Origin of the sequence: Rhodopseudomonas rhenobacensis (genome assembly GCF_014203125.1) — a bacterium.
Classification (GTDB): Bacteria; Pseudomonadota; Alphaproteobacteria; order Rhizobiales; family Xanthobacteraceae; genus Rhodopseudomonas_A; species Rhodopseudomonas_A rhenobacensis.
The window spans coordinates 14415-38967 of the sequence record NZ_JACHIH010000007.1; the positions used below are offsets into that span (position 1 = coordinate 14415).

Annotated in this window: 29 protein-coding genes; 8 read left to right on the plus strand and 21 right to left on the minus strand. The window is 63.5% G+C overall.

Features of this window, described 5'->3' with window-relative positions; all coding sequences use genetic code 11:
- Positions 1-113 precede the first annotated feature (113 nt).
- The 7 genes from HNR60_RS07970 to HNR60_RS07995 form a co-directional block, all read right to left on the minus strand.
- Complete coding sequence (locus tag HNR60_RS07970) at positions 114-767, minus strand: hypothetical protein (RefSeq protein ID WP_184256160.1); 654 nt, start codon at positions 765-767, stop codon at positions 114-116.
- Positions 764-1246, minus strand: coding sequence for a VRR-NUC domain-containing protein (locus HNR60_RS07975; RefSeq protein ID WP_184256162.1), 483 nt, complete (start codon positions 1244-1246; stop codon positions 764-766). The genes HNR60_RS07970 and HNR60_RS07975 overlap by 4 nt, the downstream gene beginning before the upstream one ends.
- Positions 1246-1800: a hypothetical protein gene (locus HNR60_RS07980; RefSeq protein ID WP_184256164.1), complete on the minus strand. Its 555-nt coding sequence runs from the start codon at positions 1798-1800 to the stop codon at positions 1246-1248. Before HNR60_RS07980 ends, HNR60_RS07975 begins: the two co-directional genes overlap by 1 nt.
- Positions 1797-2612: a metallophosphoesterase gene (locus HNR60_RS07985; RefSeq protein ID WP_184256166.1), complete on the minus strand. Its 816-nt coding sequence runs from the start codon at positions 2610-2612 to the stop codon at positions 1797-1799. Before HNR60_RS07985 ends, HNR60_RS07980 begins: the two co-directional genes overlap by 4 nt.
- Positions 2613-2614: 2 nt before the next feature.
- On the minus strand, positions 2615-3307 hold the full coding sequence (locus HNR60_RS07990; protein WP_184256168.1) for a metallophosphoesterase family protein: 693 nt from the start codon (positions 3305-3307) through the stop codon (positions 2615-2617).
- Positions 3308-3334: 27 nt separating this feature from the next.
- A complete protein-coding gene (locus HNR60_RS24315) occupies positions 3335-3469 on the minus strand; it encodes a hypothetical protein (RefSeq protein WP_283810624.1) in 135 nt (44 codons plus the stop codon).
- Between the two features lie 74 nt (positions 3470-3543).
- On the minus strand, positions 3544-4413 hold the full coding sequence (locus HNR60_RS07995; RefSeq protein ID WP_184256170.1) for a 3'-5' exonuclease family protein: 870 nt from the start codon (positions 4411-4413) through the stop codon (positions 3544-3546).
- Positions 4414-4551: 138 nt separating this feature from the next.
- On the opposite strand from HNR60_RS07995, the gene HNR60_RS08000 reads away from it, so the two are divergent.
- Positions 4552-4863: a hypothetical protein gene (locus tag HNR60_RS08000; RefSeq protein ID WP_184256172.1), complete on the plus strand. Its 312-nt coding sequence runs from the start codon at positions 4552-4554 to the stop codon at positions 4861-4863.
- On the opposite strand, the gene HNR60_RS08005 is transcribed toward HNR60_RS08000, so the two are convergent.
- Positions 4841-5590, minus strand: coding sequence for a hypothetical protein (locus tag HNR60_RS08005; protein WP_184256174.1), 750 nt, complete (start codon positions 5588-5590; stop codon positions 4841-4843). The genes HNR60_RS08000 and HNR60_RS08005 overlap by 23 nt on opposite strands.
- Positions 5591-5678: 88 nt before the next feature.
- Here HNR60_RS08005 and HNR60_RS08010 point away from each other — a divergent pair, with 88 nt between their 5' ends.
- The 3 genes from HNR60_RS08010 (at position 5679) to HNR60_RS08020 (ending at position 7864) form a co-directional block, all read left to right on the plus strand.
- Positions 5679-5981 carry a helix-turn-helix transcriptional regulator gene (locus tag HNR60_RS08010; RefSeq protein WP_184256176.1) on the plus strand — a complete coding sequence of 101 codons (303 nt, stop codon included), beginning with the start codon at positions 5679-5681 and terminating at the stop codon, positions 5979-5981.
- Position 5982: 1 nt separating this feature from the next.
- Positions 5983-7020, plus strand: coding sequence for a hypothetical protein (locus HNR60_RS08015; protein WP_184256178.1), 1038 nt, complete (start codon positions 5983-5985; stop codon positions 7018-7020).
- Positions 7021-7534: 514 nt separating this feature from the next.
- Positions 7535-7864 carry a helix-turn-helix domain-containing protein gene (locus HNR60_RS08020; RefSeq protein WP_184256180.1) on the plus strand — a complete coding sequence of 110 codons (330 nt, stop codon included), beginning with the start codon at positions 7535-7537 and terminating at the stop codon, positions 7862-7864.
- Positions 7865-8517: 653 nt separating this feature from the next.
- Here HNR60_RS08020 and HNR60_RS08025 read toward each other — a convergent pair.
- From HNR60_RS08025 to HNR60_RS08040, 4 genes are all read right to left on the minus strand, one after another.
- Complete coding sequence (locus HNR60_RS08025; RefSeq protein WP_184256182.1) at positions 8518-8841, minus strand: hypothetical protein; 324 nt, start codon at positions 8839-8841, stop codon at positions 8518-8520.
- A gap of 664 nt (positions 8842-9505) precedes the next feature.
- A complete protein-coding gene (locus HNR60_RS08030) occupies positions 9506-9847 on the minus strand; it encodes a hypothetical protein (protein WP_184256184.1) in 342 nt (113 codons plus the stop codon).
- Positions 9848-9864: 17 nt separating this feature from the next.
- Complete coding sequence (locus tag HNR60_RS08035) at positions 9865-11208, minus strand: cytochrome P450 (RefSeq protein WP_184256186.1); 1344 nt, start codon at positions 11206-11208, stop codon at positions 9865-9867.
- Positions 11168-11827: an acyl-homoserine-lactone synthase gene (locus HNR60_RS08040; RefSeq protein ID WP_184256188.1), complete on the minus strand. Its 660-nt coding sequence runs from the start codon at positions 11825-11827 to the stop codon at positions 11168-11170. The genes HNR60_RS08035 and HNR60_RS08040 overlap by 41 nt, the downstream gene beginning before the upstream one ends.
- Positions 11828-11906: 79 nt before the next feature.
- On the opposite strand from HNR60_RS08040, the gene HNR60_RS08045 reads away from it, so the two are divergent.
- A complete protein-coding gene (locus HNR60_RS08045) occupies positions 11907-12680 on the plus strand; it encodes a LuxR family transcriptional regulator (RefSeq protein ID WP_184256190.1) in 774 nt (257 codons plus the stop codon).
- Between the two features lie 142 nt (positions 12681-12822).
- Here HNR60_RS08045 and HNR60_RS08050 read toward each other — a convergent pair whose 3' ends face one another.
- The 6 genes from HNR60_RS08050 to HNR60_RS08075 form a co-directional block, all read right to left on the minus strand.
- Positions 12823-13848 carry a pyridoxal phosphate-dependent aminotransferase gene (locus HNR60_RS08050; RefSeq protein ID WP_184256192.1) on the minus strand — a complete coding sequence of 342 codons (1026 nt, stop codon included), beginning with the start codon at positions 13846-13848 and terminating at the stop codon, positions 12823-12825.
- A 193-nt stretch (positions 13849-14041) separates the two neighbouring features.
- Positions 14042-14386, minus strand: coding sequence for a hypothetical protein (locus tag HNR60_RS08055; RefSeq protein ID WP_184256194.1), 345 nt, complete (start codon positions 14384-14386; stop codon positions 14042-14044).
- Between the two features lie 31 nt (positions 14387-14417).
- Complete coding sequence (locus tag HNR60_RS08060; protein WP_184256196.1) at positions 14418-14927, minus strand: OsmC family protein; 510 nt, start codon at positions 14925-14927, stop codon at positions 14418-14420.
- 27 nt (positions 14928-14954) lie between these two features.
- Positions 14955-15734, minus strand: coding sequence for an ABC transporter ATP-binding protein (locus HNR60_RS08065; RefSeq protein ID WP_184256198.1), 780 nt, complete (start codon positions 15732-15734; stop codon positions 14955-14957).
- Positions 15734-16576 (minus strand): ABC transporter permease, encoded by an 843-nt coding sequence (locus tag HNR60_RS08070; RefSeq protein ID WP_184256200.1) that lies wholly within the window; start codon positions 16574-16576, stop codon positions 15734-15736. The genes HNR60_RS08065 and HNR60_RS08070 overlap by 1 nt, the downstream gene beginning before the upstream one ends.
- Positions 16577-16734: 158 nt before the next feature.
- A complete protein-coding gene (locus tag HNR60_RS08075) occupies positions 16735-17709 on the minus strand; it encodes an aliphatic sulfonate ABC transporter substrate-binding protein (RefSeq protein ID WP_184256202.1) in 975 nt (324 codons plus the stop codon).
- 349 nt (positions 17710-18058) lie between these two features.
- Between HNR60_RS08075 and HNR60_RS08080 the strand changes: the two genes are divergently transcribed.
- Positions 18059-18241, plus strand: coding sequence for a hypothetical protein (locus HNR60_RS08080; RefSeq protein WP_184256204.1), 183 nt, complete (start codon positions 18059-18061; stop codon positions 18239-18241).
- 11 nt (positions 18242-18252) lie between these two features.
- On the opposite strand, the gene HNR60_RS08085 is transcribed toward HNR60_RS08080, so the two are convergent.
- The 3 genes from HNR60_RS08085 to HNR60_RS08095 form a co-directional block, all read right to left on the minus strand.
- Complete coding sequence (locus tag HNR60_RS08085) at positions 18253-18849, minus strand: cysteine hydrolase family protein (protein WP_184256389.1); 597 nt, start codon at positions 18847-18849, stop codon at positions 18253-18255.
- Positions 18850-19434: 585 nt separating this feature from the next.
- A complete protein-coding gene (locus HNR60_RS08090) occupies positions 19435-20055 on the minus strand; it encodes a dimethylsulfonioproprionate lyase family protein (protein ID WP_184256206.1) in 621 nt (206 codons plus the stop codon).
- Positions 20055-21077: a class I SAM-dependent methyltransferase gene (locus HNR60_RS08095; RefSeq protein ID WP_210313377.1), complete on the minus strand. Its 1023-nt coding sequence runs from the start codon at positions 21075-21077 to the stop codon at positions 20055-20057. Before HNR60_RS08095 ends, HNR60_RS08090 begins: the two co-directional genes overlap by 1 nt.
- Before the next feature lie 467 nt (positions 21078-21544).
- On the opposite strand from HNR60_RS08095, the gene HNR60_RS08100 reads away from it, so the two are divergent.
- Positions 21545-23155, plus strand: a complete 1611-nt coding sequence (locus tag HNR60_RS08100; RefSeq protein WP_184256208.1) for a GMC family oxidoreductase N-terminal domain-containing protein — start codon at positions 21545-21547, stop codon at positions 23153-23155.
- On the plus strand, positions 23152-24537 hold the full coding sequence (locus HNR60_RS24395) for a phenylacetate--CoA ligase family protein (RefSeq protein ID WP_184256210.1): 1386 nt from the start codon (positions 23152-23154) through the stop codon (positions 24535-24537). Before HNR60_RS08100 ends, HNR60_RS24395 begins: the two co-directional genes overlap by 4 nt.
- The last annotated feature ends 16 nt before the right edge of the window (positions 24538-24553 follow it).

Genomic DNA, 24553 nt, shown 5'->3' on the forward strand with positions numbered 1-24553 from the left:
TATTGACGTCACTACTGAACAACGTTCAAAAGCCTGCCATCACAGCATGCGAAAATAATTGTGGGTGACGCTGACACTGGTGCGGAGATGTATGCGTACGCATATGCCATCATTCATTTTCGGCGAGGGCGGGCCGAATTTGCCATCATCCAGGCCTCGCCGTGCGACGTCGGCCGCCACTCAAATTCGCGAAATCCGGTCAGCGGCCTCTGCGGCAGCGGCTCGGCGCGCTCGATAAACATCGCCGACCGCAATGATTCGATTGGCGCGCGTAGCATCGTCTGCCGCTCGCCACGGCCAGCCAAGTCGATACTCCACGACGACCACCGCCAGCGTTTTTCGATGAGCGGCGCGCCGCCGAGCATCGCCAGCAAAATCTCCCGCGGTTTCGCCGTCAGCCGCACGTCGACGCCGCCCGGCGTGCTGTAGACCGGCTCCGGCGGCGGTTCGATCCGTCGGCGAGGATATATGACGTCGCGGTAATGCCACGACGCGTAGCCTGCAGGGATCGGTTTCCAGCGCGCGTTCGGCTGCTGGCCATATGACCAGCCGTCGAGATTGTACCAGCCGTCGGCATTACACCTCGCGACGTCGACGCAGAACTGCCCAACGTCGGCGGCCAGCAGCGCGACGACGTAGCTGTCGGCTCGCGTGTAGTCGGCGGCAGGACGCCAATCGGCGTCAGCGACGGGGCCGAATTCGATGACGTTTCCGTTGCGCCGGATTACGTTGCGCTCGGCGTCGATTATTTCGTCGCCATCGTTCATGCCGCCGTCCTCCATCTGTCTGCCGGCTCCGGCTCGCGCAGCAATCCCCAGGTGCGTAGTTGCGCGACAGCCGCGTCGAGCCCGCGACATACAGCGCACGTCGCGCCGGCGAGCGTCAATCCTTCGCGCATCACGCGTTGATGAGATTTCTCACGTCCGGCTTGGGATTTCATCTCGATATAGTAGGACCGCCCGCGCCAGAGAATGTAGATGTCTGGCACGCCCGGCGTGACGCCCTCATCGCGCAACCGCTCGGCCTCGCGCTTGGCGCGGTAGCCGCCGTTCGGAATAGCGTAGGCCACGGCATCGGCGTGTAGCAGCGGCCATAGGTACTCATCGAACAGGCGCACCTGGGCGTCGTGCTCCGGCGATGCGCGCTTGCGTTTCGGCGCGCCGGCGACCTGCAGGCGCAGCGCCGGCACGCGGAGCAGGGGCGCCCGGCGCTTGAGGTGCGCCAGCGATTTGAGACGGAGGGCCATCAAGATCGATTCATCGGGACTAACATCGTCTGCATTCGTGTCAGACGAAACGGAGACACGTCATCCGGCACTGGCCTGACATTCGCGGTGCTCGGCACCGTCGCCCTGGTCCGGCAGTCGATTAGATCGAAGGCGCGCGGGTGCCAGACGCAGCCTCCGATCACATCGAATGCAAAGGACCACTCTATCTGTTTCCGGGCCGGGTGCCGAAAACCGACATGGCTGTAGAAGAATCCGAGGTGCACGCCGTCGAATTCTCGCGCAACGTCTGCCCAACGGATCTTGATGACCTCGCCGTCGTACACGTAGCCGAACTGATCGCCGAACGCTGCGGCGTTCTCCGGCGTGTCCAGGCGAGCGATGTTGGCCTCCGGAGCAGTCACGACCTGGTAGCGGTGTGCGAAGGCCTCCGCCGAGCGCCACGACTCCGATTCCTTGCGCCATGACGCCCCTTCCGCGAACCAGAGGCCGCGAGGCTTGTGATGCGGTTCGGAGCGCTGGTCGCAGATGTGTGTCGCCTCGATGGGGGCGTAGGAATAATGAAACAGTTTCATAGTGACAGCCTCGGCCGCGGTTGCTCGATTTCGACGACGAACGCCGGCATGAAACCCGCGTTCTCTGACATCCCGTGCGCGAGCGGATATCCGCGCGGATTGCAGACTACGCGCGTGTCGCCGACGGTGTAGTCATGCGTGTCGTGGACATGTCCGTGCACCCACAACGCAGGCTGATACGTCGCGATCTCGGCGCTCATGTCGCTGATGAATGACGCGTTGACCGCGCCGGCGCCGGCGTACCGCGGATGCAGCGAACCGGGGTGGCAGCCATGATGTGTGACCACGACGCACGCCTCGTCGGCGTGCTCGGCCAGTTTATCGGTCAGCCAGCGGCGCTCGGCGATATGCCGGCGGGCGGCGTGCTGCGGCGAGAACTGCGCAATGCTGCGGCCGTCCGCGACGGTCAGAATGCGCAACGGGTCGTTCAGCCGCCAACCGGCATCCAGCCCCGCGCGACCTTTCGTCTGAAATCGGTAGTCAGTCCAGAGCGTGCAGCCGATGAAACGCACGCCCTCGATCAGCGGCGCGTCGTCGGCGTCGAGAAAATGAACGTCAGCGTGCGCCGCTGCAGATTTGCCAGCACCTATGCGATCCTCGATGATGCCGCCATAAAATTCATGATTCCCGGCGACGAAAATGATCCGTTTGTCGGCGAGCGCGGGCTGTGCGGCCAGCCATTTCACGGCCTCGATCGGGCTGCCCGCGACGTCGCCGGCGAACACCGCGACGTCGAACTCGACGTCCGGCGGCGGCGTCCAGGTCATTCCGCCGTGCTCGATGTGCAGGTCGGATGCTATCAAGATGCGCATGATTAAAGCCCGAGCCGATGCGTGTAGTCGTGCTCGACCTCGACGACCAGGCGTTCGTCGAAATCCGGATTCTCGCGCGGCGAGTTCCGGATGTCGCGGATCGGATAGCCACGCGGGTTGGCGAGAATCCTGGTGGTTCCGACGACGCGGTCGACGTTGCGGTGAATATGTCCGTGGCACCACAACGCGGGCGCCTGGTCGCCGTCGAGGAGATGCGAGAGATCGTTGTAGTAGCACCAGTCTAAATTCTGCGGCTCGCGATCGTTCGGGACGGGAACGTGATGAGTAGCGACGACCGTCGGGCCGTCATGCCCCGTCGCCAGCACAGATTCGATAAATGCTACCGACGCTCTATGGGCCTCGATCGTTTGCCTCGGCAGGAGCATGTCACGCGAGCGGCCGCGGCCGGTTTTGATCATCCGGTAGTCGTTCATCCCGCCGCGGCCAGCGGCGTCGCGAACAGCGTCGGCGAACGGCATGCTGGCAGGCCGCTGGCTGAAATCAGTCCACAACGTCGCGCCAATGATGCGCACGTCGTCGACTACTACGCATTCGTCGTCAAGCAGATCGACGTCATACGCATGCGCCGCGGCGCGCGCAAGTTCGCGCTCGCGTTCAAATGTGGTTTTCGCGCCGACGGGCGCCTTCGGATTGCCGTCGCTGTAAAAATCGTGATTCCCGGGCACGTAGATCACGCGGTCGCTCGGAAAATTCTGCCGCAGTCAGCGGATCGACCACGACGCCGGCGCCATGACGTCGCCGACGCAGATCACCAGGTCGCGTTCGAAATCGTTCGGCGGCGTCCACGCGTTGTGCGCGATGTCGACGTGTAGATCGCTGATGACGTGGATTCTCATAGCGGACACCTATCCCACAGTGTGGTATGCGAATTTGATAACCGCGATTGCAGTTATAGCGAGCGCGAGCGTGCTCATGCCGCCACCGCGTCGCTCGCCGGCGCCGGGAGGTCGATCGCGAGCGGGCCCTTGCCGACAAGGATTCGATGCACGCTGCGCGCGCGGCTGACGTCCCAGCCGCAGTATTCCTCGACGTCGTCGATGCGCCCGTCTGCGATCGCGTCCCACACGCCGGAGCCGTCGATGGCGGCTTTCGTCGGCAGGCCAAGCACGCGGCAGAGCCGGTCGAGCGACGGGCCGTAAAGCTTGCCGGCGGTGCTGCCGGCGAGCTCCATTGTGTCGACGACGAACTCGTCGGAGTAGCGCGGCGAATCCTTTGCTCGCTGCAGCCACGCCGGCACCGCGATGCCCAGCACGATGCAGCGTTGCCACAGAAAAAGGATGTCGAATCGCCGGACGTTGTGGCCGATGACAACGACCACGCCGCCGAGGTCGATCGCGGTGTCGATGAAATCGAAAAACTGCAGCAGCCGCAGGCGCTCCGGCGTGACGTCAACGGTCACGTGCGGCGTCGATTCAACGCCGGGCTCAGCCCAAATCCGGCCGTCGTGCGCGTCGACAGTGCGCAGCGTGACGACCGGCTGGTCGTCGAGCGCGGCGCCGACGACTGCGATGTGGCCGCTCCAGCCGTCCAGCGCGGTATCGCGCCACGCGCGGTCTGCGGCGGCGCGCGCCTTGGCCTGCGCGGCGGCCAGGTCGGCCACCGCCGCCGCGGTCTTGCGGTCGACGTCGGCGGCGATTTTCGCGGCGTCGGTGAGCAGGCCGTCCGCGCGGATCTCCGGCAGTACGTCAGACACGTGGAATTCCGGTCGCGCGAAGATTTCGTCGCGGAGTGCGGGGATCTGCGTCGGGATTGTCTCGAGATCGATGTAAAGCTCGCGCATGCGAGGGTGCCTCCGTTGATTTTGCGGATGATTAAAATTGTCGAACGCGTATCAACAGAACTAATATGTGTTGCCGATGAAATGACATGCGGATAAAGCGAGTGTCAAGCGTGACATGTCACAGACCGGAGATCATCGATGAGCAACGAATCCTTCAATCCGCACGCATTCGGCGCTGGCGCGGTTTTCGGCGGCGGGATGGCCGTCGGCGGCATCGTCGCCAGCGCATTCGCAGGCGTCGCCGAGGCGCGGCAGGCGGCGTACGATCGCGCGGCGTGCGATGACGCCGAGGAGACGCAGGCTTACATTTATGAGCTATGCGAGCTCTACGAAAACGAATGCCGCCAGCGCATCGAGGCCGAGGCTCGCGAGCAGGCGGCATACGCCGATATCGCTGATTTACAGGCGCAGATTGCGTCGCTCCGGATCAGACTCGCGGGCCGAAGCTGATTGCCTGCTCGTGTTCGTGCGATGCGAGTCCGTCGAAAACGTTGCCCATCTGGGAGCCAGGCTTGTAGTATTTCGACGTCTCGGAGACGTCCAACGGCACGTCGTCGAGACGCTGCACCGCGCACACTCCTGGCACTAATTTCTCGCCGGAGATGTGCGCGAGTATTCTCGCGGGGCCGGCCTCGGCAAGCGTTTCGAATTGCGCGTGCGTTAGACCCGGAAGCCAGTCGCGTAGCTGCGGCGGGATCGCGCGCGGCATGGCCAGACGGCGGCCGTCCATGGCCACGGCGAGCGAGTAGGAAAACACTGTCCCCGCCGCGCGATCTGCGGCCGTCGTCGTCGCCGCCGACGACGGTTTGAATCCCGGCGGATAGCCGCCCGGCGGCGGCGGGATCTGTGCCGCCGCCGCGTTTTCGGCTGCGCGCCGCAGCGCTGAACGCGGATCCGGACGCTCGGTCGATTGTGCCGGCGCCGCTCCGCCGCCGCCGGTCAGCGCCTGAACGATGCCTCCGGCGAGACGAAACGGCGACAGCAAAATCCAATCGAAAATGTGCGCTGCGCCTGCAAACGCGCCGCGCAGCGCGCTCACGATGGCCATCAAAAACGCTCGCATTGTAGTCCTCCTGGTTGATAGTGACCGCTCCCCGCCGAGGAGAGGACACCCGGCCTCGGCAAGCGCCAACAGAAAAATCTCAATGATGGCAACACAATAGCGCTTGCCGAACATGGAGTGTTCGGATATGTGTTGCCTCCGCGTCGTCCAGTGACGCCCGTAAAATCGCCGCGTTCACTTCCCCGTCCTCGAGGAGTATACGATGGACGATAACGACAAAACGCTGCCGGACATCGCCGGCGCGCAGTTGCCATCCGACCCGCTCAGCCGCATCGAACACGTCGGGAAAACGTTGTACGGGACGGAGTGGCGCGGGCGCCTAGCTGACGGAATGGGGGTCGGCCGCACGACGTTGTGGTCGTGGCTCTCCGGCTCCAGCAAGCCGCCCGGCGACATCGACGCACGCCTGGCGCGCGCTGTTCGTATCGAAGCGTCGTACGGACAGCGGCGCGCCGCGCGTCTCGCCGGCATCTACAGCGCCCTCGCGACGACGAAGGAGTCGTGAGATGCAGCAGATGGAAATCGATTTCGACGCACTCTGCGAGCCGCAGCGGCGGCCGCCCGTGCCGGCGGCGCGCAGCATGGAAAAATGGACGGTTGACGATATCGACCGGCTGCACGCGCTCACGCAGCGCATTCCGGCGCCGACAATAGAGCAAGCAGCCGCCGAGCTCGGGCGTAGTGTGCACGCGCTCCAGCGAAAATTCTCGGAGGTCGGATTCCGTCCGGTGCGCGGCGATCCGGACAAGAAATGGAGGCGCTGCTGCCGTGCCAGAGAATGTTTGTGTCGGAGCACGTCGGCAACCGGATCTGCCCGCGTTGCACGCACGCCGACGAGCTGGAGGGGCGCTATGACAACGCGTAGTACCGCCGGCTGGCGATTTCTGACGCCGCCGACCCGACCGAAGCCGGTTGCCGTCGCCGGGTCGGCGCCGCCGGCACCGGCGTCGCTCGCGCTGCCGGTCGAGCCGCCGCCGGTTCGGCTGACGGACCGCGACCGCAAGCGGCTCCACGCCGTCGGCCGCGAAGTGGGGCTCGGGCACGACGCGATAAAAGCGCTAGCCGTCGAGGCCTACGCTATCGGAAGCCTCAACGAGCTCACAGAAGAGATGGTGCATTATCTCGTCGACAGAATGCAGCGCATGCGCCCGCAGCCGGTGGTCGCGCCGGCGCGCCGATTGCGCCTGCCAGCGATGCTATCGCCGCAGCCCCCGACGCACGTCACAGCGCGTCAGCAGCCCGACGGCTCGGCCGTCATCGTCGATCCGCCGGAGCGCGCCTGCGAGGTCGTCCGTCCGGCGCCGCCACCGCCGGAGGAGCCGGCGCGGCATCGCGGCGTCTCGGAGTCGATCGACCAAATCCGGAAGCGCGCGCTCGGCGCCGCGGCCGAGCGCCAGGTTGTCGTCGCGCCGGTGCTGACGCCTCGACCGGCCGAGCCGCCGCCGGCGCCGACGCGGGCCCCAGTCGTCGACGACGACGGCTGGCTGTATCGTCCGGACGGCAGCCGGATCCGCCGTCCGCCGTTCCTGCCGCCGCGGCAGTAGCGTGCGTTCTGGTACGCGACTTTCCGTTTCAAGAAGGGGGATGTAACGGGGGGCCGTCGGGGATATGTGCGTACCAGTACGCTGTTCAAGTACCCTCCCGGGATGGCAGGGAGCCTCGCCACATGGAGTCGCCGGCTGATGGGCGGTTGTCAGCCGGCGCGATGAAAACCCAGGTGCGAATGCGTCCCGCGGGGCCGACGGAATAAAATAGTTTAAGTTAACGTTGAGAAAAATCAATTTGGCGAAATCGTGGAGGACGCCGCAGACGCCCGCTGATGAACTGCGGTCGCGTCGGGGCGAAATCGGAGCCGTCGCTTAGCCTCGCGCTTGCGTAGTCGCGTGCCTGCGCCAGGTCCATGTAGCCGTAAGACGCAACTTGTGCGATTTAACAATATTCGAGTGATGGCAAGGAGTTAGTATTTGGCGATCGCCGATAGGCCAGATATATTACGCTTAATAGCGCCTGGTCGCGGTTACAAACCGCGTGGTGTGGCTTTAAACCGAGGAATATCCGATGGATCCACATGATAATCACTGGTCGGACGTCACTGACGTCAAATTACCGCCTGATCCCATCTATCGCATCAAGGCAATTAGTACCACGCTGTATGGCACCGAATGGCGCAGCCGCATCGCCGAAGGAATGGGAGTCGATCGCAGGGCACTGTGGCAATGGCTAAGCGGTGCCAGCGAACCGCCTGCAGACCTCGACTCGAAGCTCGCCAGGGCGATCCGCATCGAGGTTGCGTATGGGCGGCGCCGCGCCAGCCAGCTCGCTAGCCTATCGCGAGCACTTGCTCTGACCGCTCCGAACATTCCGCCGCGAGACACTGTACAGCAGTGACGCATGTCGGGTGGCTCACGGAATCCAAAAGCAATCGGCTGCCCGGATCATAGCTTATATACCGCGCAGAAACCGGCCAGCGCGGCTATTCGCTGGCCTACCATAGAGTTTATTAGCGTTCCTACGCAGTACCGATCACCAACCCGTACGGCCGCTCTACTGGAGCCCTGTTATAACCAACGTGACGCCTGCCGTCGTCTTAGTAACGGCTGTCTCACTCAGCCACCGCTATCAAGAATCAATTCGGATGATTTCGGCATACAGTCGCTGTACACAGGCGGATCCCCCAGACACACCCGGAACCTCGTCACGATCCGCGCGGAAGAGTAGCTGGCGTTCGTAGTCAAATACGAAGACGCCTTCGTGAAAGGCGGCCTGACACCTGCGTAATTCGTTGGGGTTGCGCCTTGCGAAGCTGGGCGGTGGTGCTGGGAAGCGCCGGCGTCCCACTATAATCCGAAATTCATGGAGATGTCCGTTGAAGCCTGGGCGCGAGGTCCTCAGGCGGCGCCTTCAGCCTCGTCATGCTCACACTTGCGCGGCTGCTAGGCATTCAACTCCACATTGACTCCGCGACCCGGGTGGCGGTCATGTCGCCGTGGAGCTACTGGCCCGCCCATTACGGGCGGACCAGAGAACTTGCTTGTGAAAAATTACCGGTCGATGGTTTCAGAGGTCACCACCGCGAAGCGGATCTCCTCGCCATCGCTGCCGTCTCCCGACTCCAAGCGAGCGCGGAAGAGCTCGCGCCTCTCGTCGATCACGGAGTCCGACGCACAGAACCGCACGCGCGCTTTGTAGCCGTACCGCCGCCGTGCCCTGCGAAGCGCGAAGATTTCCGCGGCGGACTGCCGATCGACTACCGCCAGCAAACCTACGCGTGTGCCGTCGCGCAGCGCGCGCACGTTGGGATCTCTCGCGAAGAGCGGGAACAACCCTCCGGTCACAATTCGGGGAAGACAGATATATGTCGCCATTTGGTAACTCCGTAACGTGAAGATGAGCGCCGAGTTGCGTCGTGCAAAACGGACACACCACACCGTTCGTAGCGATGAGGCCCGCGCGAACGCGGAATGTAGCGCCGGATTCTAAGCCGACGAGCTGTTATTGGAAAAAACGGACGGAATGCCGGCTCGAACGCGGACTATGCTGTTAGAATGCGGCGCCGTTAAACGGCGTGGGGCACCTACGCAGGATAGCTCATTCGACGAACGAACTATGATTCGATGATGCCATAGCTAGACGTACCGGGGGACGCTGGACGATGACGAAACCGCACGAGTGCGGAAAGATGACGAAACCGCATGAGTGCGGAACGATGGCGAAAACCGCACGAGTGCGGAAAGATCGGAATGGTTGGAGCCCGTCCTGGTATGGATACGCGAACCTCTCTCGAAGGGCACGCGCAATGCGCAGACGCGATGGACGGATTGATGTCAAACAGCCTATAGCGCGCTATAGTACGAATCGATATTACGACCGCAACCGAAAGATTCCATTGTGGTGTCGAGATGCTCAATCGGTTCGTTACAATGCGAACAGAAGCTTGAGTACAATATTTGTCTTGCGACGAACGCGATTGGCTATGGTTACGGGCATGAGGGCGAGAACTGGGACCGAAGGGACGTTATGACCTAACCATCAGGCTCTGTTTTCATGCTCGCAAGTCTCTATAACCGCCATCTGGATCAAGTGCCTGACAAGCTTCAGATCCAGTTCTTCTGCTAAGCCACTGATTTCGCCCAGCTGATCGATCAAACGGCGTAATTTTTGTTGCCTCTCGGTTATCTGGCGCATGTTTTCGGAGTTGGACATGGCAAGAAAACTCCCGCTGAAATCACGTTCGCCAAATCCCCTTGCGTCCCGGTTGCGCACCGGCAAGTCGCGCTCATCCAAATCATCATCGATGCCGATCCGTCCGCTCGCGCTATCACCGAACAAACCGTCAAAATCAGAGATCAACAAAGAAGGACTTAGGCTCAATCGGGCGTTCTTTGGGATCACCAAAAAGAGCGACCGACTGCTCGTGATCGCGCTGGCTGAACGTCTGGCCAGGCCATGACCGACTGACAACGCCCGGCATCAGCCCGCAGCTCGACCTCGATGCTCATCGGCGGCGGGATCAGCGTCACTGATGCCTTCGGCCGCGGCGGAGGGTTCGGAGTGACCGACGTAAACCGGAAGGCGGCAGCCATTTCGAGTGCCAGTAACTGAAGCTCGAGCATGGCGACACCCATCCCGGCGCAAGCGCGAGGACCGGCGCCGAACGGCAGGTACGCATCGGTTGAATAGGTGCGATCCATCAGGAATTGGTCCGGCTGATCCCAATAGCGGGGATCCCGCTGAAGTTGCCAGGGAGAGATCAACAGAGAAGTGCCCTTGGCGAGTTTATGGCCGGCTATCGTGGTCGAGCTCATCACTTCACGCGAGAACCACCACGCTCCAGGATAAAGCCGGCAGACTTCCCTCACCAGCGTGGCGCTTAATTCCGCGCGTCGGACGGCATCGGCCCGCAACTCGCCTGACCCATCCGCGCACTCTGACGCTTCCGCCGCGATCGATTGCATCAGGTCTGGATCAACCGCCAGATGATACAAGATCCACGCGGCCGTGGTGCCCGTGGTATGGTGACCTGCGAGCAGCAAGGTCAGGATTTCATCGTGCAATTCCTCGTCGGTGAGTCCCAGGTCCTCCAGGTCCTTCAGCACACTTGCGCTGCCAGCCCTTTCGCGCAGTCTCTGGACGACGGTCGACATCGCCAGTTTGGCGAAGTCCCGGCGTCGCTTTTGGCGATACCAGCCGACCGGACCGACGGGCAGCACGCGAAACATGTCGTCGGCGAGGTCGTCCTCGATCATGCCCACCGCCTGCACCAGTGCTTGTTCGTCGCCAGCCGAAATGAGCTGCGTCCCGAACACCGCGATGCAGATGGTTCGGAGGGCAAGGGCTGCGGTGTGCCTGTGTGGATCGAAACAACCCAGGCGTCCGATCTTGGCGCCGACCGCGCGGATTTCAGCACACAGTTCCGGCAGGTAGCGCTCCACGGCGCCCTTCGCCATGCGCTTCTGCAGGACGTCCCGTCGGCGCTTGTGCTTCTCGCCGTGCAGCATCAATGAACTCTGCCCCAGGATGGGCTGCAATTTCCTGATCAGCCGACCTTTGCCGATTTCGGTTTCGGGAGCCTTCAACATCGGCCGGATCAGCGCCGGATCGGTGACCAGCAAGACCGGCTTCGGTCCCAGATGCAATCTTTCGAGGCCGACGGGCGCTCGGTTGCCCCGGTCCAGGAGAAACCGCAGCGGATCACGCCGGAATGCTCGCACGTCGGAGAATGCGTGTGTCATCTTGGATCTCCAGGTTTCGCGACAAATCGAGGAATTTATGCAGCCCGCGGTTGATCGCGGGATCGAGAGGAATTTCGCCGGCAACCGCCGTGAGGCTCGCGCCGCGACTATCAGTTCCGATGATCGCCGGTGCACCCAACCGGTGGGTGATGATGTCCATCCGTCCGAGGAAGCGCTCATAGGCCAGGTCAGCAAGCGCGACCAACGAGGTTGCACGGCGGGATTCTGCGAACCGAAACATGGCTGCATAGTTCATGCGAGCCGCTTCAACCCCATTTCCAACTGGCGGGAGCACGCCGAACCGGCTGATCTCCCAAATATCGGGGCTCCGCGGAAAGCCCCGCTCTGCGAGGTGCGGAGCGATCTCTTGCGACAGGTATGGCTGGTCGGTGCGGATCGCCCGGAACCCGCCCACAAGTTCGCCGCGATGGAACAGCAGGCAGTGCTGCGCTCCCGCGGTATCGAACTGATCGCGCTCGATGTCGCCTTGGGTCGGTAATTGCCAACCGCACTTGTCGACGAACAGGCGCTTGCGCAACCGCAGCAACGCCCGCACACTGCCGGGGTCGATATCTTCAGTAGTGATCAGGGCTTGGTATCGGGTGGGGGGACCGTGCATAACTCATCTCCCAAAAAGCATGTCATCTTGGGCAAAGAGCGAACGGTGCCGGCACCCCCGAAAAGGGGGGGATTTCGAAATGAAGCTGTGTGATGCGATTTCCGTCATCGAATCAGCGGATTGCATGGATGATCTGAGAATCTCCCTTCACCAGATTATCCAAGACTACGGGTTTGCTAGTTTTGCATTCTTAGATGCAGCCCGCCCGGAGCTTGATGTTCCCTACTACACGGGCACCCATCCGATCGCCTGGGAGCACGCTTACCGCCAGAACGATTTCATCCGTGTTGATCCTGCCCTGGCCAGGGCGCGACGAACCAACACCCCGTTTGCCTGGCACCACCTGGATCTTCCAAGGCAAATCGGGAGACGGCGTCCGCCGGAAAACCGAATGATGGATGCGGCGAAGGAGTTTGGTTTTACCGATGGATACGTGGTTCCGTTTCACTATCGGAACCGATTGGGTGCGATTCACTCAAGTTCGACGGTATTCTTTTGGGTGGACAGCGCGTCATGTTTTCAGAAGCTCTTTGCGGAGCACAGGCACGAATTGCACCTCATCATGATCTACTGGATTCAGCGTGCGATCGATGTGGTGGGACGAGATCGGCGCAACGCTTGCGCGATCTTTCGCCCCCCCGATGTCGAGCTACCGCTCCACCTCACTCTCCGCGAGCGCGAGGTGATGTCTTGGGCGGCCCGTGGCAAGACCGTTGCGGATACCGCTGAGATCCTGGGGCTGTCAGCGGAAACGGTTGACGGATTCATCAAGCAAGCGCTGCGTAAATTGAACGCGTCCAACAAGACCCACGGGGTCGCGAAGGGCATTGCCCTTGGGGTCGTGGATTTTTGAAGACGATGAAGCCGCGATAACTGACCGGCAAGCCGCGGCTCACGGCTTGGCCTTTCATTGTCCGATCTCTCGTTGATTTTGTAGTGGCTGTTGCGGCTCCGCTCGACAGCGAAGCGAGCGCGTCGGCGCAGCAAACGTTCGGTCATTGAGAGGACAGATAGTTTGCAACGACGCGCCGAGCGATAGCGTTGGTCTCGGGGAGCCCGATCGAGATGCGCGCCCAGGTTTCCAGCGGAGAGTGGCTTCGGCCGATATCAATTCCCATTGCGGCGAACTCCGCCGCCAGCAGCCGTTGCGGACGTTTGGTATCGAAGAATATGAAATTTCCCTGGGAGTCCGTGAAGCGGACGAGGTGGTCGCGAAGCATGGCCTGCCAGGCGTCGCGCTCGGCCTCCACTTGCGTGCGAACGGTGTCGATGAACGCGTGGTCGGTGAGACTTGCGTTCGCCGCGACGAGGCTGAGGCGGTTGATGTTAAAGAAGGCGCCCACTCCGATCTGGCTCATGGCGGCGGCGATATCAGGCGGGGCCAAAGCATAGCCGAATGCAAGTCCGGCGAGGGCGTGGAGCTTGGCAAAGGTGCGGAACACAATGATGCGCGCGCCTTCGCGCACCAGACGCGCTGCAGTCCTTTCGCGAAAGTCAGGCAAATAGTCCAGATAAGCTTCGTCGACCAGCACCAAAGTGCGCTGGGAAAGCCGGCGCAGAAACGTTAAGAACTCCTCCTTCTGTTCGACGAGTCCGGTTGGATTGTGCGGATTCACGAGGTAGACCGCTCGTGTACGGTCGCTAACGCGCTCGGCGATCGAGGGGAGGTCGTTCTGCAAGCGATCGTTGAGCGGAATGCCGATTTCCCTGCCCCCGGCCGGAGCAACCGCGTCGACGAGCGCGGTGTAGCCGGGCTCCGAATAGAGGAACTCGCCGTTCGGACCACCGCGTGCGGCAAGGTACAGCCCGAACACATTGAGCACCTCGCCGAGCACGATTTGCTCCGGGGCGATGTTGTCCAATTCGGCGATGGTTGCCTTCAGATCGACGAGGTCATCGCCGGCGTAGCTGCTCAGGTGCGTCAGCGCATTCCGTATGGCTTGCAGCGCCCGCGGCGAGGGGCCGAACGGGTTCTCATTCAGGGACAAACGGATTCCGTTGTGCAAGGTTGGCATCGCCATGGTATTTTCGCATGATCATTGCGTGGATCGCCATAATAACACGCTTGAGGCACGGCCGGATGCACCGTCAGGACGGGTCAATCAGTTTTTTCGCGCGAATTGCGAGTTGCTAACTCGCGTGCGTGACCGTTGTTGCCGCCCCTGAGAGCCACGCGCGGGCCATATATTGAGCATTGCCGGCCCGCCGGGCGCTTCAATCCGCAACGGAGGTCGCGCCGGCCGGGGCGGGTTCGATGACGGTCACCGTTCCGGCCTCGTTGTCGGTCTTGGCGAACACCGTGAAGAACTCGATCTCCGGCGCCGTCCCGTAGCGTTGAATGATGCCGTCGCGCCAGGGTCCGGAGTAGAACGCCTCGGCGTCCGCCAGGCTCGCCCATTGATACACGCCGCCGGCGACGCCGCGCTCGCTCCAGATGAAGTGCTTGCTGAGCAGTCCTTGCACCGACTGGAAACCCGGAGCGATCGTTTCGAAATGATCGCGGCATGCGGCACGATCGATATGCGCGGGCAGGCGATAGCGCACAATGGCGGTGATCATCGGTCCTCCATGGACGGCGGGAGCGCAACGGCTAGACGCGATGCAGCGAGACTGAAACCTTCGGGCCGTTCTTGATGGTCTGATACACCACGCAATAGCGCTCGGTGAGTTTCAGCAACAGATCGAGCTTGTCCTGCGGCGCATCCGTTCGGACCTCAAATCGCAGCCGGATCTCGCGAAAGCCGACAGGCGCTTCCTTGTCGACGCCGAGCGTGCCGCGAAAATCCAGATCGCCCTCAGCGAACACCTCGCCCCGCGATAGCGGCAGCTCGATCGCGGTGGCAACCGACTTCAGCGTGACGCCGGCGCAGGCGACCAGCGCCTCCAGCAGCATGTCGCCGGAGCAGAGCTCGAGCCCGGAGCCGCCGGTCGCCGGATGCAGACCGGCCGTCGCCAGAGCCTTTCCGGTTTCGACCTTGCAACTGATTTCGTCGGCGTCGATCGCGCCCTTGGCCTTCAAGGTGATCAGCGCGGTGGCCGGATCGGCCTTGTAGCGCTCCTTGATCGGTGCCTGCAGCGCACGCAATTCCAGCGCATCCATCGATCGCTCCTCCCAGGTTTTGCATGCTTATATCCCAGCGCCCGCGTTGAGCAAATCGTCGTCTTGGTGCCGATGACGTTGCAGGGAGAGGTCAAGCGAGTGCAAGACGGCGCGCTTGACGTCTTCGAAGGACGCCGAGGAGCGGTCGCGCGGACGCGGCAGATCGGTCCGGATTTCCTCGAACAACCGTCCCGGCCGCGGTCGCATCACCAGCACGCGGTCGGCAAGCGCCACCGCTTCCTCGACGTCGTGGGTCACCAGGATCAGCGTCGGTCGGGTATCGGCCCAGAGATCGAGCAGGTGGTCCTGCAGATCGGTGCGGGTGAACGCGTCGAGCGCCGAGAACGGCTCGTCGAGCAGAATGACTTCCGGCTGCGGCACCAGTGCTCGCGCGATCGCCACGCGCTGGGCTTGACCGCCGGAAAGCTCGCGTGGCCATGCTTTGGCTTTGTCCGCAAGCCCAACTCGGGCAAGCGCGACGGCGACACGTGAATGGCGCTCTGATCGCGGCAGCCCGTCGAGACCGAAGCCGATATTGTCGGCGACACTCAGCCACGGCAGCAGCCGCGCCTCTTGGAAGATGATGCCGATCTTGGGGTGTGGCGCGGTGACGCTCTCACCGTCGAGCGCGACAGTGCCTGCGGTCGCTCGATCGAGTCCGGCGATCGCACGCAGCAATGTCGACTTGCCGCAACCCGAGCCGCCGATCACCGCAACGATCTCGCCGAGATTGATTCTTGCAGAGAACGATTGCAGCGCGTGGACGCCGTTGGGGTAGGTCTTGTCGACGCCGTCGAGCACCAGCATCAAATCTCTCCGTCGTGACGCCCGAACGCATCCTGCCAGCGCAGCAGCGGTGCCGTTGCGATCTCGATCAGCCAGTCGGTGGTCTTGCCGAGCAAGGAAAAGATCACGATCGCCGCGACGATCTGCGCCGGCTTGCCGAGCTGCTGCCCGTCGATCAGCAGGAAGCCGAGCCCCTCCGAAGCGCCCATGAATTCCGCCGCGACGACGAACATCCAGCCAAGCCCGAGCCCGACGCGGAGCGCCAGCACATAGGCCGGCAGCACCGCCGGCAGCAGGATGCGCCGGATCATCGCCGGGCCGGACAACCGGAACGCGCGGCCGACCTCGACGATCTTGCGGTCCACCGAGCGGATCGCGCCCATCATGCCGAGATACACCGGGAAGAACACGCCGATCGCGATCAGCGCCACCTTCGAGGTCTCGAAGATGCCGAGCCACAGAATGAATAGCGGCACCCAGGCGATCGATGGGATGGCGCGGAGCGCCTGCACGGTCGGATCGAGCAGCCGGCGCGCCAGGCTCCAATAGCCGGCGACGGCGCCGAGCAGCGTGCCGGAGAGCACGCCGAGACCGAAACCGGCGGCGACGCGGCCGAGCGTGGCGGCGACATGGCGGGCGAGTTCCCCGGTTCTCGCCAGCTCGGCGAGGGTGGCGAACACCCGCGAAGGCGGCGGCACCAGCCGGCCGGTGGAATAGCCGAGATACACGGCCGTTTCCCAGCCGAACGCCACCATCAGCGGCAACAGCAATCCGAGCACCGGCCCCCGCCAAAGCCGCGCGCGGCGCGGCGCCGGTGCAACCACCGTCGTGACGGGCGCGGCATTGTCTAACGTCATGGCCATGAGCAAACCGCTTCCCAACTAAGTCTCCACGTGAGCACCGCCTTCATCCAAGGGAGAGACGGCATACAATTCGAGCCACCGGATGCGGCACGGCGTGAACCGCAAGCACCGGGAACGACAACCTCGGCAGCCCCAACGCCGTTCGCCGCGCGACGAACTCAGTTCGTCGGCAGCGGCACCTGATCGTCGATCAGATTGTCGAGCACGGCCTTCACGTCGACCGACGGCTGGATCACGCCGGCCTGCTGCAGCGCCAGTCCGGCGGCGAGAATGGAGTCGCGCTGCGGCGCGCCGATCCTGCTGTGGCTAAGCTCCGTTCGCTCCTTGAGTTGCTTGTCGACCACGGCCTCGGGCAGCTTGGTGACGCCGATGAACGCCTGCTTCAGATCGTCGTAATGAGCGAGCGAGTATTTGCGCGCGTCTTCGTAGACGGCCAGCACGCGGCGAACCAAGTCGGGATGCTCCTTGAGGAAGTCCTCGCGAACGTTGAGGATGCCCCAGGTGTTGGCCTCGGGTTTGCGGTAGAACAGCCGCGCGCCTTCCTCCACTTCCGCCTGCGCCATCATCGGATCGAGGCCGGCCCAGGCATCGACGTCGCCGCGGATCAGCGCGGCCTTGCCGTCGGCGTGCTGCAGCAGAACCGGGGTGATGTCGTTCTGGTTCAGGCCGGCGCCGAGCAGGGCGCGTACCAGAAAGATATGGGGGTCGGTGCCGCGGGTCACCGCCACTCGCTTGCCCTTGAGGTCGGCAATGGAGGTGATCTTCGAGTCTTTGGTGGTCACCAGAGCGGTCCATTCGGGCCGCGAATAGACGTAGATCGACTTGATCGGGTTGCCGTTGATCTTGGCGACCAGTGCGGCCGAACCAGCGGTGGAGCCGAAATCGATCGAGCCGGCGTTGAGGAATTCGAGCGCCTTGTTGGAGCCGGCCGACTGCACCCAGACGATGCCGATGCCGTCCTTGGCGAACTCCTTCTCGAGCAGGCCTTGCTGCTTCAGCACGATGGCCACCGGATTGTAGGTCGCCCAATCGATCCGGATCTCCCTCGGCTTGTCAGCGGCAACTGCGGCCGAAGGCGCAAAGATTGCTACCAAGACCAGACTGATCGCCAGGCGCCGGGATATCGTCGTCATCGGTTTACTCCCCTTATCATTGATGCAGCGCCTCGCGTCGAGCGCAGTTTGACGCGACGATAATACCTCGACGAGACATTCGATGTTTCAATTAGTTATTAGCGCAAATCAACTGGAAAGACGTTCTCGCAACTGATCCATCGCGAGGATGGAGTTCTTCAGCATGGCGAGTTTCCAGCATGGGTGGCCCGCGACGCCGTGACCGTCCTGATCGAGACTGGCATCGCACGCATCGATCGATCTAAGATGCTGACCGAATGAACAGCCTTCAACATCACGGCGGCGTCGATGTGAGCCGAAGTGCCGCCCGCCGCGCGACATGACTCCCAAGCCCAAAAGGTGACCGCTGGTGATTGAACGAGCTTTGCTGACCGAGACCCTGGCCGCGGAAGCGCTCGGACGAATTGACGCTGCGACCGGCGCGCTGGTTCCTCCGCTGCATCCATCCACCACCTATCAGCGCGGCGCCGACAATTGCTATCCGCAGGGCCGGGTCTATTCGCGTCTACGCCGAGGCCAGATCCCGGCATAGCCGGCGATCGGTCAGTCGATTTCAGCGGCGGTCTGCGCGATCACCGCGAAACGATCCGAGAGTTCGACCAACGCCACTTTGTGAAGGGTAGCCGCGGGCACCACGCCGCCTTGTCCATCCGGCAGGTCGCGGGTCGCGCAAGCGTCCGCAACCAGGGTGACGCGATAGCCGAGGTCGAGCGCCGCACGCGCAGTGGAACTGACGCACATATGAGTCATGAAACCGGCAAGCAGCAACTGCTTGCGTCCGGTGGCGCTCAGCAACGCGTGCAGATCGGTGGAGGCGAAGGAATTCGGCAGTGTCTTCTCGACCACGGTCTCGGCGGCTAGCGGCGCCACCGCATCGATCAGTTGACCGCGCGGCGCGATGCGGTCGAACAGACTGCCGACCTTGCCCTGGTGCGCGACGTGGAAGATCGGCGTGCCGGCTGCGCGCGCCGCCTTCAACAAGTGCGCCGCGGCGGCGACCGCGGCCTGCGCGCCATCGACCGCAATCGGCCCCTCGAGATATTCGTTCTGGATGTCGATCAGCACCAGGGTGGCGTCAGCCAGCTTGGCCGGATTGAGATCGGCGCCAGCGAGTTGCAGCAGGGTCTTGGCGGTGGACATGGCAGGCTCCATCGGAGGTTCGAGGCGGGACTGAGAGACTAGCGCGAGCGCGTGCAAAGCATAGCGGCGGCCGGTTGCCATGCGATTAAGGAACGACCTGCTCGCGACGATTGCTGCGTCCTGAGCAACGTTCACGAAGGTGAACGCGGCAGCGGTGGCTCCAAGATCATACCGAGGAGAGATCGCCAACTGAAGCGTGCAGACAGCCGCGCCAATTGCTGTATCGTGACTTATCCATATGCGATCTGCCACACGACTGACGAATGGAGTGCGACATGTCGCGGGTATCGATCACAACCAAAGCCGATCTGGCTATCCGCGCAATCAGGCGACCTTCGCTAAAGTCAAAGCAGTCGAGACTCCGGACGATGCCACGGTGATCCATGGACGCCATCATTGGCGTCTTGTCGCAACTTGAATCGATAGGGCCCGGGTCCACCCACGCAGTGGCGTGTCATTTCCCGGCGACGAGCAGCGCCAGACGGCCAGCAGGGTCGAGGACCCGCCAGCAGAAACACCGCCACTCAACCAACGACGCGAGCGTGTTCGGAGGCTGGGGGCCGCGATGATTGCGGGTTTCGCCATTTACGCCCAGATCGACGAGGTTTCGACGTCGCCGCTCCAGGAATAGATCGCCAGCAGCGGCTCGTGGTCGGTGCGCATCGCATGGACTACGTTGCTTCGATGCAGGATGGCCGATCCGGGTGCGAGGACCGCGCTGTCGCTGCCCACCGTCCATTCCGGGTGGCCCACCACCACACGATAGAGTTCGACCGCCGGATGGCGGTGCGGCGGGTAGAAGCTGTGCGGGCCGATCAGCGTCAGGCCGAAGCAGACCTCGCTGCTGACGATGGGTGCGACAGGCCCAATCAGTTCGGCCCAACCCATGGCGTTTTCCAAGCCGGCTGCATCGGATCGGGGCGCATAGCCGTAGCGCCACGGCAATCGTGCGGCGAGCGGACGGAGCGCCGTGGCGATGTTCGGCGCAACCCGATCGGCGAGATCGAGCGCCAGCGGCAAATGCCGCGTCAACGGATGTCCAGTTGGCTGCCAGTTGGCCGGCTGCGTCGCCAGCCCGGCTAGGCGAGATTCGACGCTGCGGATTTCCTCCGCCGCCTCGGCGCTGACGCCGGTCTGATCGGCGAACCACAGCCCAAGCGCCGCAAGCAGCGTTGCGAAGAGCTGGTCGTCCGCGCTCTCGGCCACTAGCTCAGCCCGGATTGCAGCACGACATAGGTATGCCCGATCCGTGCGCCGCTGCGGTGCGCCTCCCACGCAGCCACCGCGCTGAATTGGCCGTCCGCCAGCGCCGTCTCCAGAGCCTCGGCATGGTAGCCGGCTTCACCGGGATCGAGCCCCTCGAACGCCGCTTCCAACTGATCCACGGCATAGAACTGGAACGGTCCCAGTCCCTGCCGCTCCCAATGCGCATAGGTGGAGATGACGTCCTCGGCATCGGCCTGCACCTTCCAGCCATAGGTCAGGAACGTGGGAGCTAACCCCGCGGTGCGTGACATCCGTGCGATCACGTCAAGAGGTAACCGCGCGCCGATGGTCGACAGCACCACGCCGCCCGGCGTCAAGGCCTCGCGCGCCTGCACCAGCGCGAGGTAATGCATGGTCAGCAGCCAATCGGTCACCAACTGCGGAATGATTTCGGCCCGCGGCGCCAGGAATGCCGCACTGGTCTTGTCCCGCTCGATCAGCCGGGCATCGTCGACCGGCAGGTTCGGCAAGTTCTCGTAGATCACATCGAACTTCGCGCCGCTCGGCGCCAGCGGCGTGAGCAGGTCGCCGGCGCCGGCGTGCAGCACCACGTCGACGCCCGCTCGAAGGTTGCGACGGACGTTGCGTTCGGCGGCGGCAACCACCTCGTCGAACAGGTCGGTGATGCTGACGACGTCGGCGTCCAGAATCTCGATCGCCGCCAGCGCATCGACGCCGGAGCCGGTGCCGATCGATGCGAACGCCCGCACCGGCGTCGCGCGACGGCGCGCCAGCGCACGAAATGCCGGTGCCGCGACGCTGGACACCCAGTCGCGTTGGAGATCGCTGAGATCGGGCAGATAGGCGCGGTCCGCCAGTTCGATCTCGACCTCGTCCTTGATGCGCCGCAATGCGGTCGCTCCGAAATAGCGCCGCGCATCGAAGCGGAGCGGGGAGGAAAGCGCCGAGGTGGGCGGCGTCGCGCCGCTCGAAACGGTGCCGGCGATGAAGTCAGTGGGCATCACGTCACGTCTCTTCTGTGGTCAGGCACGAACTCATAGCGCAGCGGAGCCGACAAGACATTCTCTTGTTGCTCCGAGAATGCGCGGTTCATGCTGCGCGGTCGGACTTACGGAGAGCCGGGACGAGTCCACGACATGAGGCATCGTGCGATCTGTGGCCAGCTGATTTGCGCCCCTTGCGGCGCGCCGTCAGACCATCGGGCGCAGTACGTTCTCAATTTCGGCCGAAACTTAGCGCGCTCGTTTCGCCAAATGTTGCGAGGAGGGCAAGACGTTGCAAATTTCAACAGCGTATTGACGCTGATTTGATCCGGCGGCCAGTGTGCTGACGGAAGATGTCGGCCGGCGAAATCTCGCTCGTCGAGCCGGGCCGCGGCGAACCGATTTCTCGCGCGGTCGATGCAAGCTGAACATCCGTCACATCGGTCGGAAGCGGCGAGATCGTGAGACGGAGCGGAGTTGTGAGCGTGACGCGGCAGTTCGATTACCTGATCGTCGGGGGCGGCAGTGCCGGATGCGTGCTCGCCAATCGATTGAGCGCCGATGGCCGTCATCAGGTCGCGCTGCTGGAGGCGGGCGGGCCGGGTGGGCACCCTTCGTTTCATTTGCCGGTCGGCTACGTCTGGAATCGCGCGCATCCGCGCGGCAACTGGTTGTATCGCACCGAGCCCGAGCCATCGAGCGGAGACCGCGCGATACTCTGGCCGCGCGGCAAGGTGCTCGGCGGCAGTTCGGCGATCAATGGGCTATTGTATATTCGCGGTCAGCCGCACGATTACGACGCATGGCGCGACCTCGGCAATCCGGGCTGGGGGTTTGCCGACGTACTGCCGTATTTCCGCAAGGCGGAGGATCAGGCACGCGGCGCCGACGCGTTTCACGGCGCTGGCGGCCCGCTTGGCGTCTCGGATCCGACCGTCCGGCATCCGCTTTCGGATGCCTATATCGCCGCCGCGGTCGAGGCGGGCCTGACGCCGCTTGATGATTTCAATCGCGATCGGCAGGCCGGCGCAGGCTACTTTCAGTTGACGGTGCGCAACGGCCTGCGCAGCAGCACCGCCAACGCCTATCTGAAGCCGGTGCGCGGTCGCGACAATCTCCACGTGGTCACCCATGCGCATGCCATGCGCCTCACTTTCGACGGCCGCCGCGCCACCGGCGTGGTCGCGGTGAGAGGTGGCCAAACCGAAACCTATTCGGCGCGCCGCGAGGTGATCGTCGCAGCCGGAGCGATCGGCAGTCCGGCGCTGCTGCAACACTCGGGCGTGGGCGCCGCCGATCATCTGCGATCGCTCGACATCGAGGTCATCGCCGACCTGCCGGGCGTCGGGCAGAATCTGCAAGACCATTACATGGTAAGCCTGACCTACGCCGTCCGCCGCCTTGGTAGCTTCAACGAGACCACCCGCGGCTGGCGGCTGGTCCGCGAAATCCTGCGCTACGCAGCGTCGCGTCGCGGTCTGCTCACGCTGAGCGCGGCGCAGATCAACGTCTTCCTGCCGACGATCTCCGATCCCGACAACCCGGACGTGCAGTTTCATGTGATGCCGGCGACCTTCGATTTCGAAACCGGCAAGGTCGAGACTGAACCCGGGCTGACCTGCGGGGTGTGCCAACTGCGCCCCAACAGCCGCGGAACGATTCTGATTTCGCAGCCCGATCCGCGGGCCGCGCCGGCCATCCGTCCCGGCTATTTGACCGACGATCGCGACAAAGCGGTGCTGCTCGAAGGACTCCGGTTCGCCCGCCATATTGCCGCGCAGAAGGCGCTGGCCGGCGTTGCCGCCGAACGGCTGCCCGGCAGCGGCGTGACGACCGATAGCGACCTTCTGGAGTTTGCACGTCGCACCGGCAAGACGCTGTATCACCCGGTCGGCACCTGCAAGATGGGACGGGACGCCGACGCGGTGGTCGACAGCGAATTGCGCGTGCATGGCGTCCAGGGCTTACGGGTGGTCGATGCGTCGGTGATGCCGACATTGGTGTCGGGAAACACCAACGCGCCGACCATCATGATCGCCGAACGCGCGTCCGATCTTATTCTTCAAAGCGTGCGAATCCCGGAACTACAAGCGTGACCGTTCTTCATGATGCGGCGACCATCGACAGTCGCGACCCTGCCGAATATCAGGCCGCCCTCGGTGTCTACCGTTTCGAGAGGCTGAAACAGCAGATCCGCCACGTCTGGAGCAACGCGGACTACTTCCGGCCGCGGTTGATCGCTGCCGGGCTGTCGTCGCCGGACGATGTCCGCTCGCTGGATGATTTCCGTCGCTTGCCGGCGATGTTGGACAAGGCCAGCCATCGGCAATCGCAGGAGGACTCGCTGGCGCGTTACGGCCATCCGTTCGGGCTGCATCTCACCGTGCCGGTCGAGCAGGCGGTCCACCTGGCCGCCACCTCGGGCACCACTGGCCAGCCGACGTTCTATGTGTTCAGCCGGCGCGACCTGGAGATTTCGCATCGCGTCCTTGCACGGCTGTTCGCGCACGCCGGCATTCGCCCCGGCGAGACCACGTTTCACGCCTTCGGCCTGTCGCTGTGGCTGGCGGGCATTACCTATGTCCAGGCGTTGGAAGCTTATGGCGCGCGGCCGGTGGCGCTGGGGGCGGAGGCCGGTGTGCCGAAGATCCTGCGCTACATCGCGTTCACTCGGCCGACCACGCTATTCGCTACGCCGTCGATGGTGACCCAGTTGGTCGAGCGCGCGCCGAAGGAGATCGGCAAGCCGGTCGCAGCCCTCGGGATCAAGCGCGTGCTGTGCGCCGGCGAACCCGGGGCCGGGCTGCCCGCGTTCCGGCAGCGCGTGCGCGAGGAATTCGGTGCGGAAGTCTTCGACTTCATGGGCGGCGCCTGGCACAACGCCGCCTCGTCCTGCGCAAGCTCCGACTATCACGGCATGCACTATCTCAGCGACGACACCTGTTTCCGTTACGATCTGGTCGACCCGGCGACCAAACAACCGCTAGCGCTGACCGACGGCGCGGTGGGCGAGGCGATCCACACCGCGCTGGATTATCAGGCCGCGCCGGCGTTCCGCTACGCGACCGGCGATATTCTGAAAATCCACGTCGGCGTCTGTCCTGGTTGCGGCGTGTTCGGCACACGGATGGAAGTGGTCGGCCGCGTCGACGACATGCTCGCCATCAAGGGCGTCAAGGTCTATCCGGCGGCGATCCAGAATGTCGTGCTGCAATTTCAGCCCCGGGTGTCCGGCGAATTGCGGATCAGGCTGGACCGCCCGCCGCCGAAGGTCGAGCCGCCGCTGCGGCTGGTGATCGAAGCGGCGTCGGATGTGCCGGAAGCGGCGTGGCCGAGCCTCGCCGACGACATCGCGCATCGGATCCGGGAGTTGCTGAGCTTCCGCCCGGTGGTCAGCATCCTGCCGCACGGCAGCCTGCCGCGGTCCGGCCAGAAAACCAAATTGATCGAAATCGCCGGCCAAACCGCCGCAACCTGAGCTTACGAAAGGACCG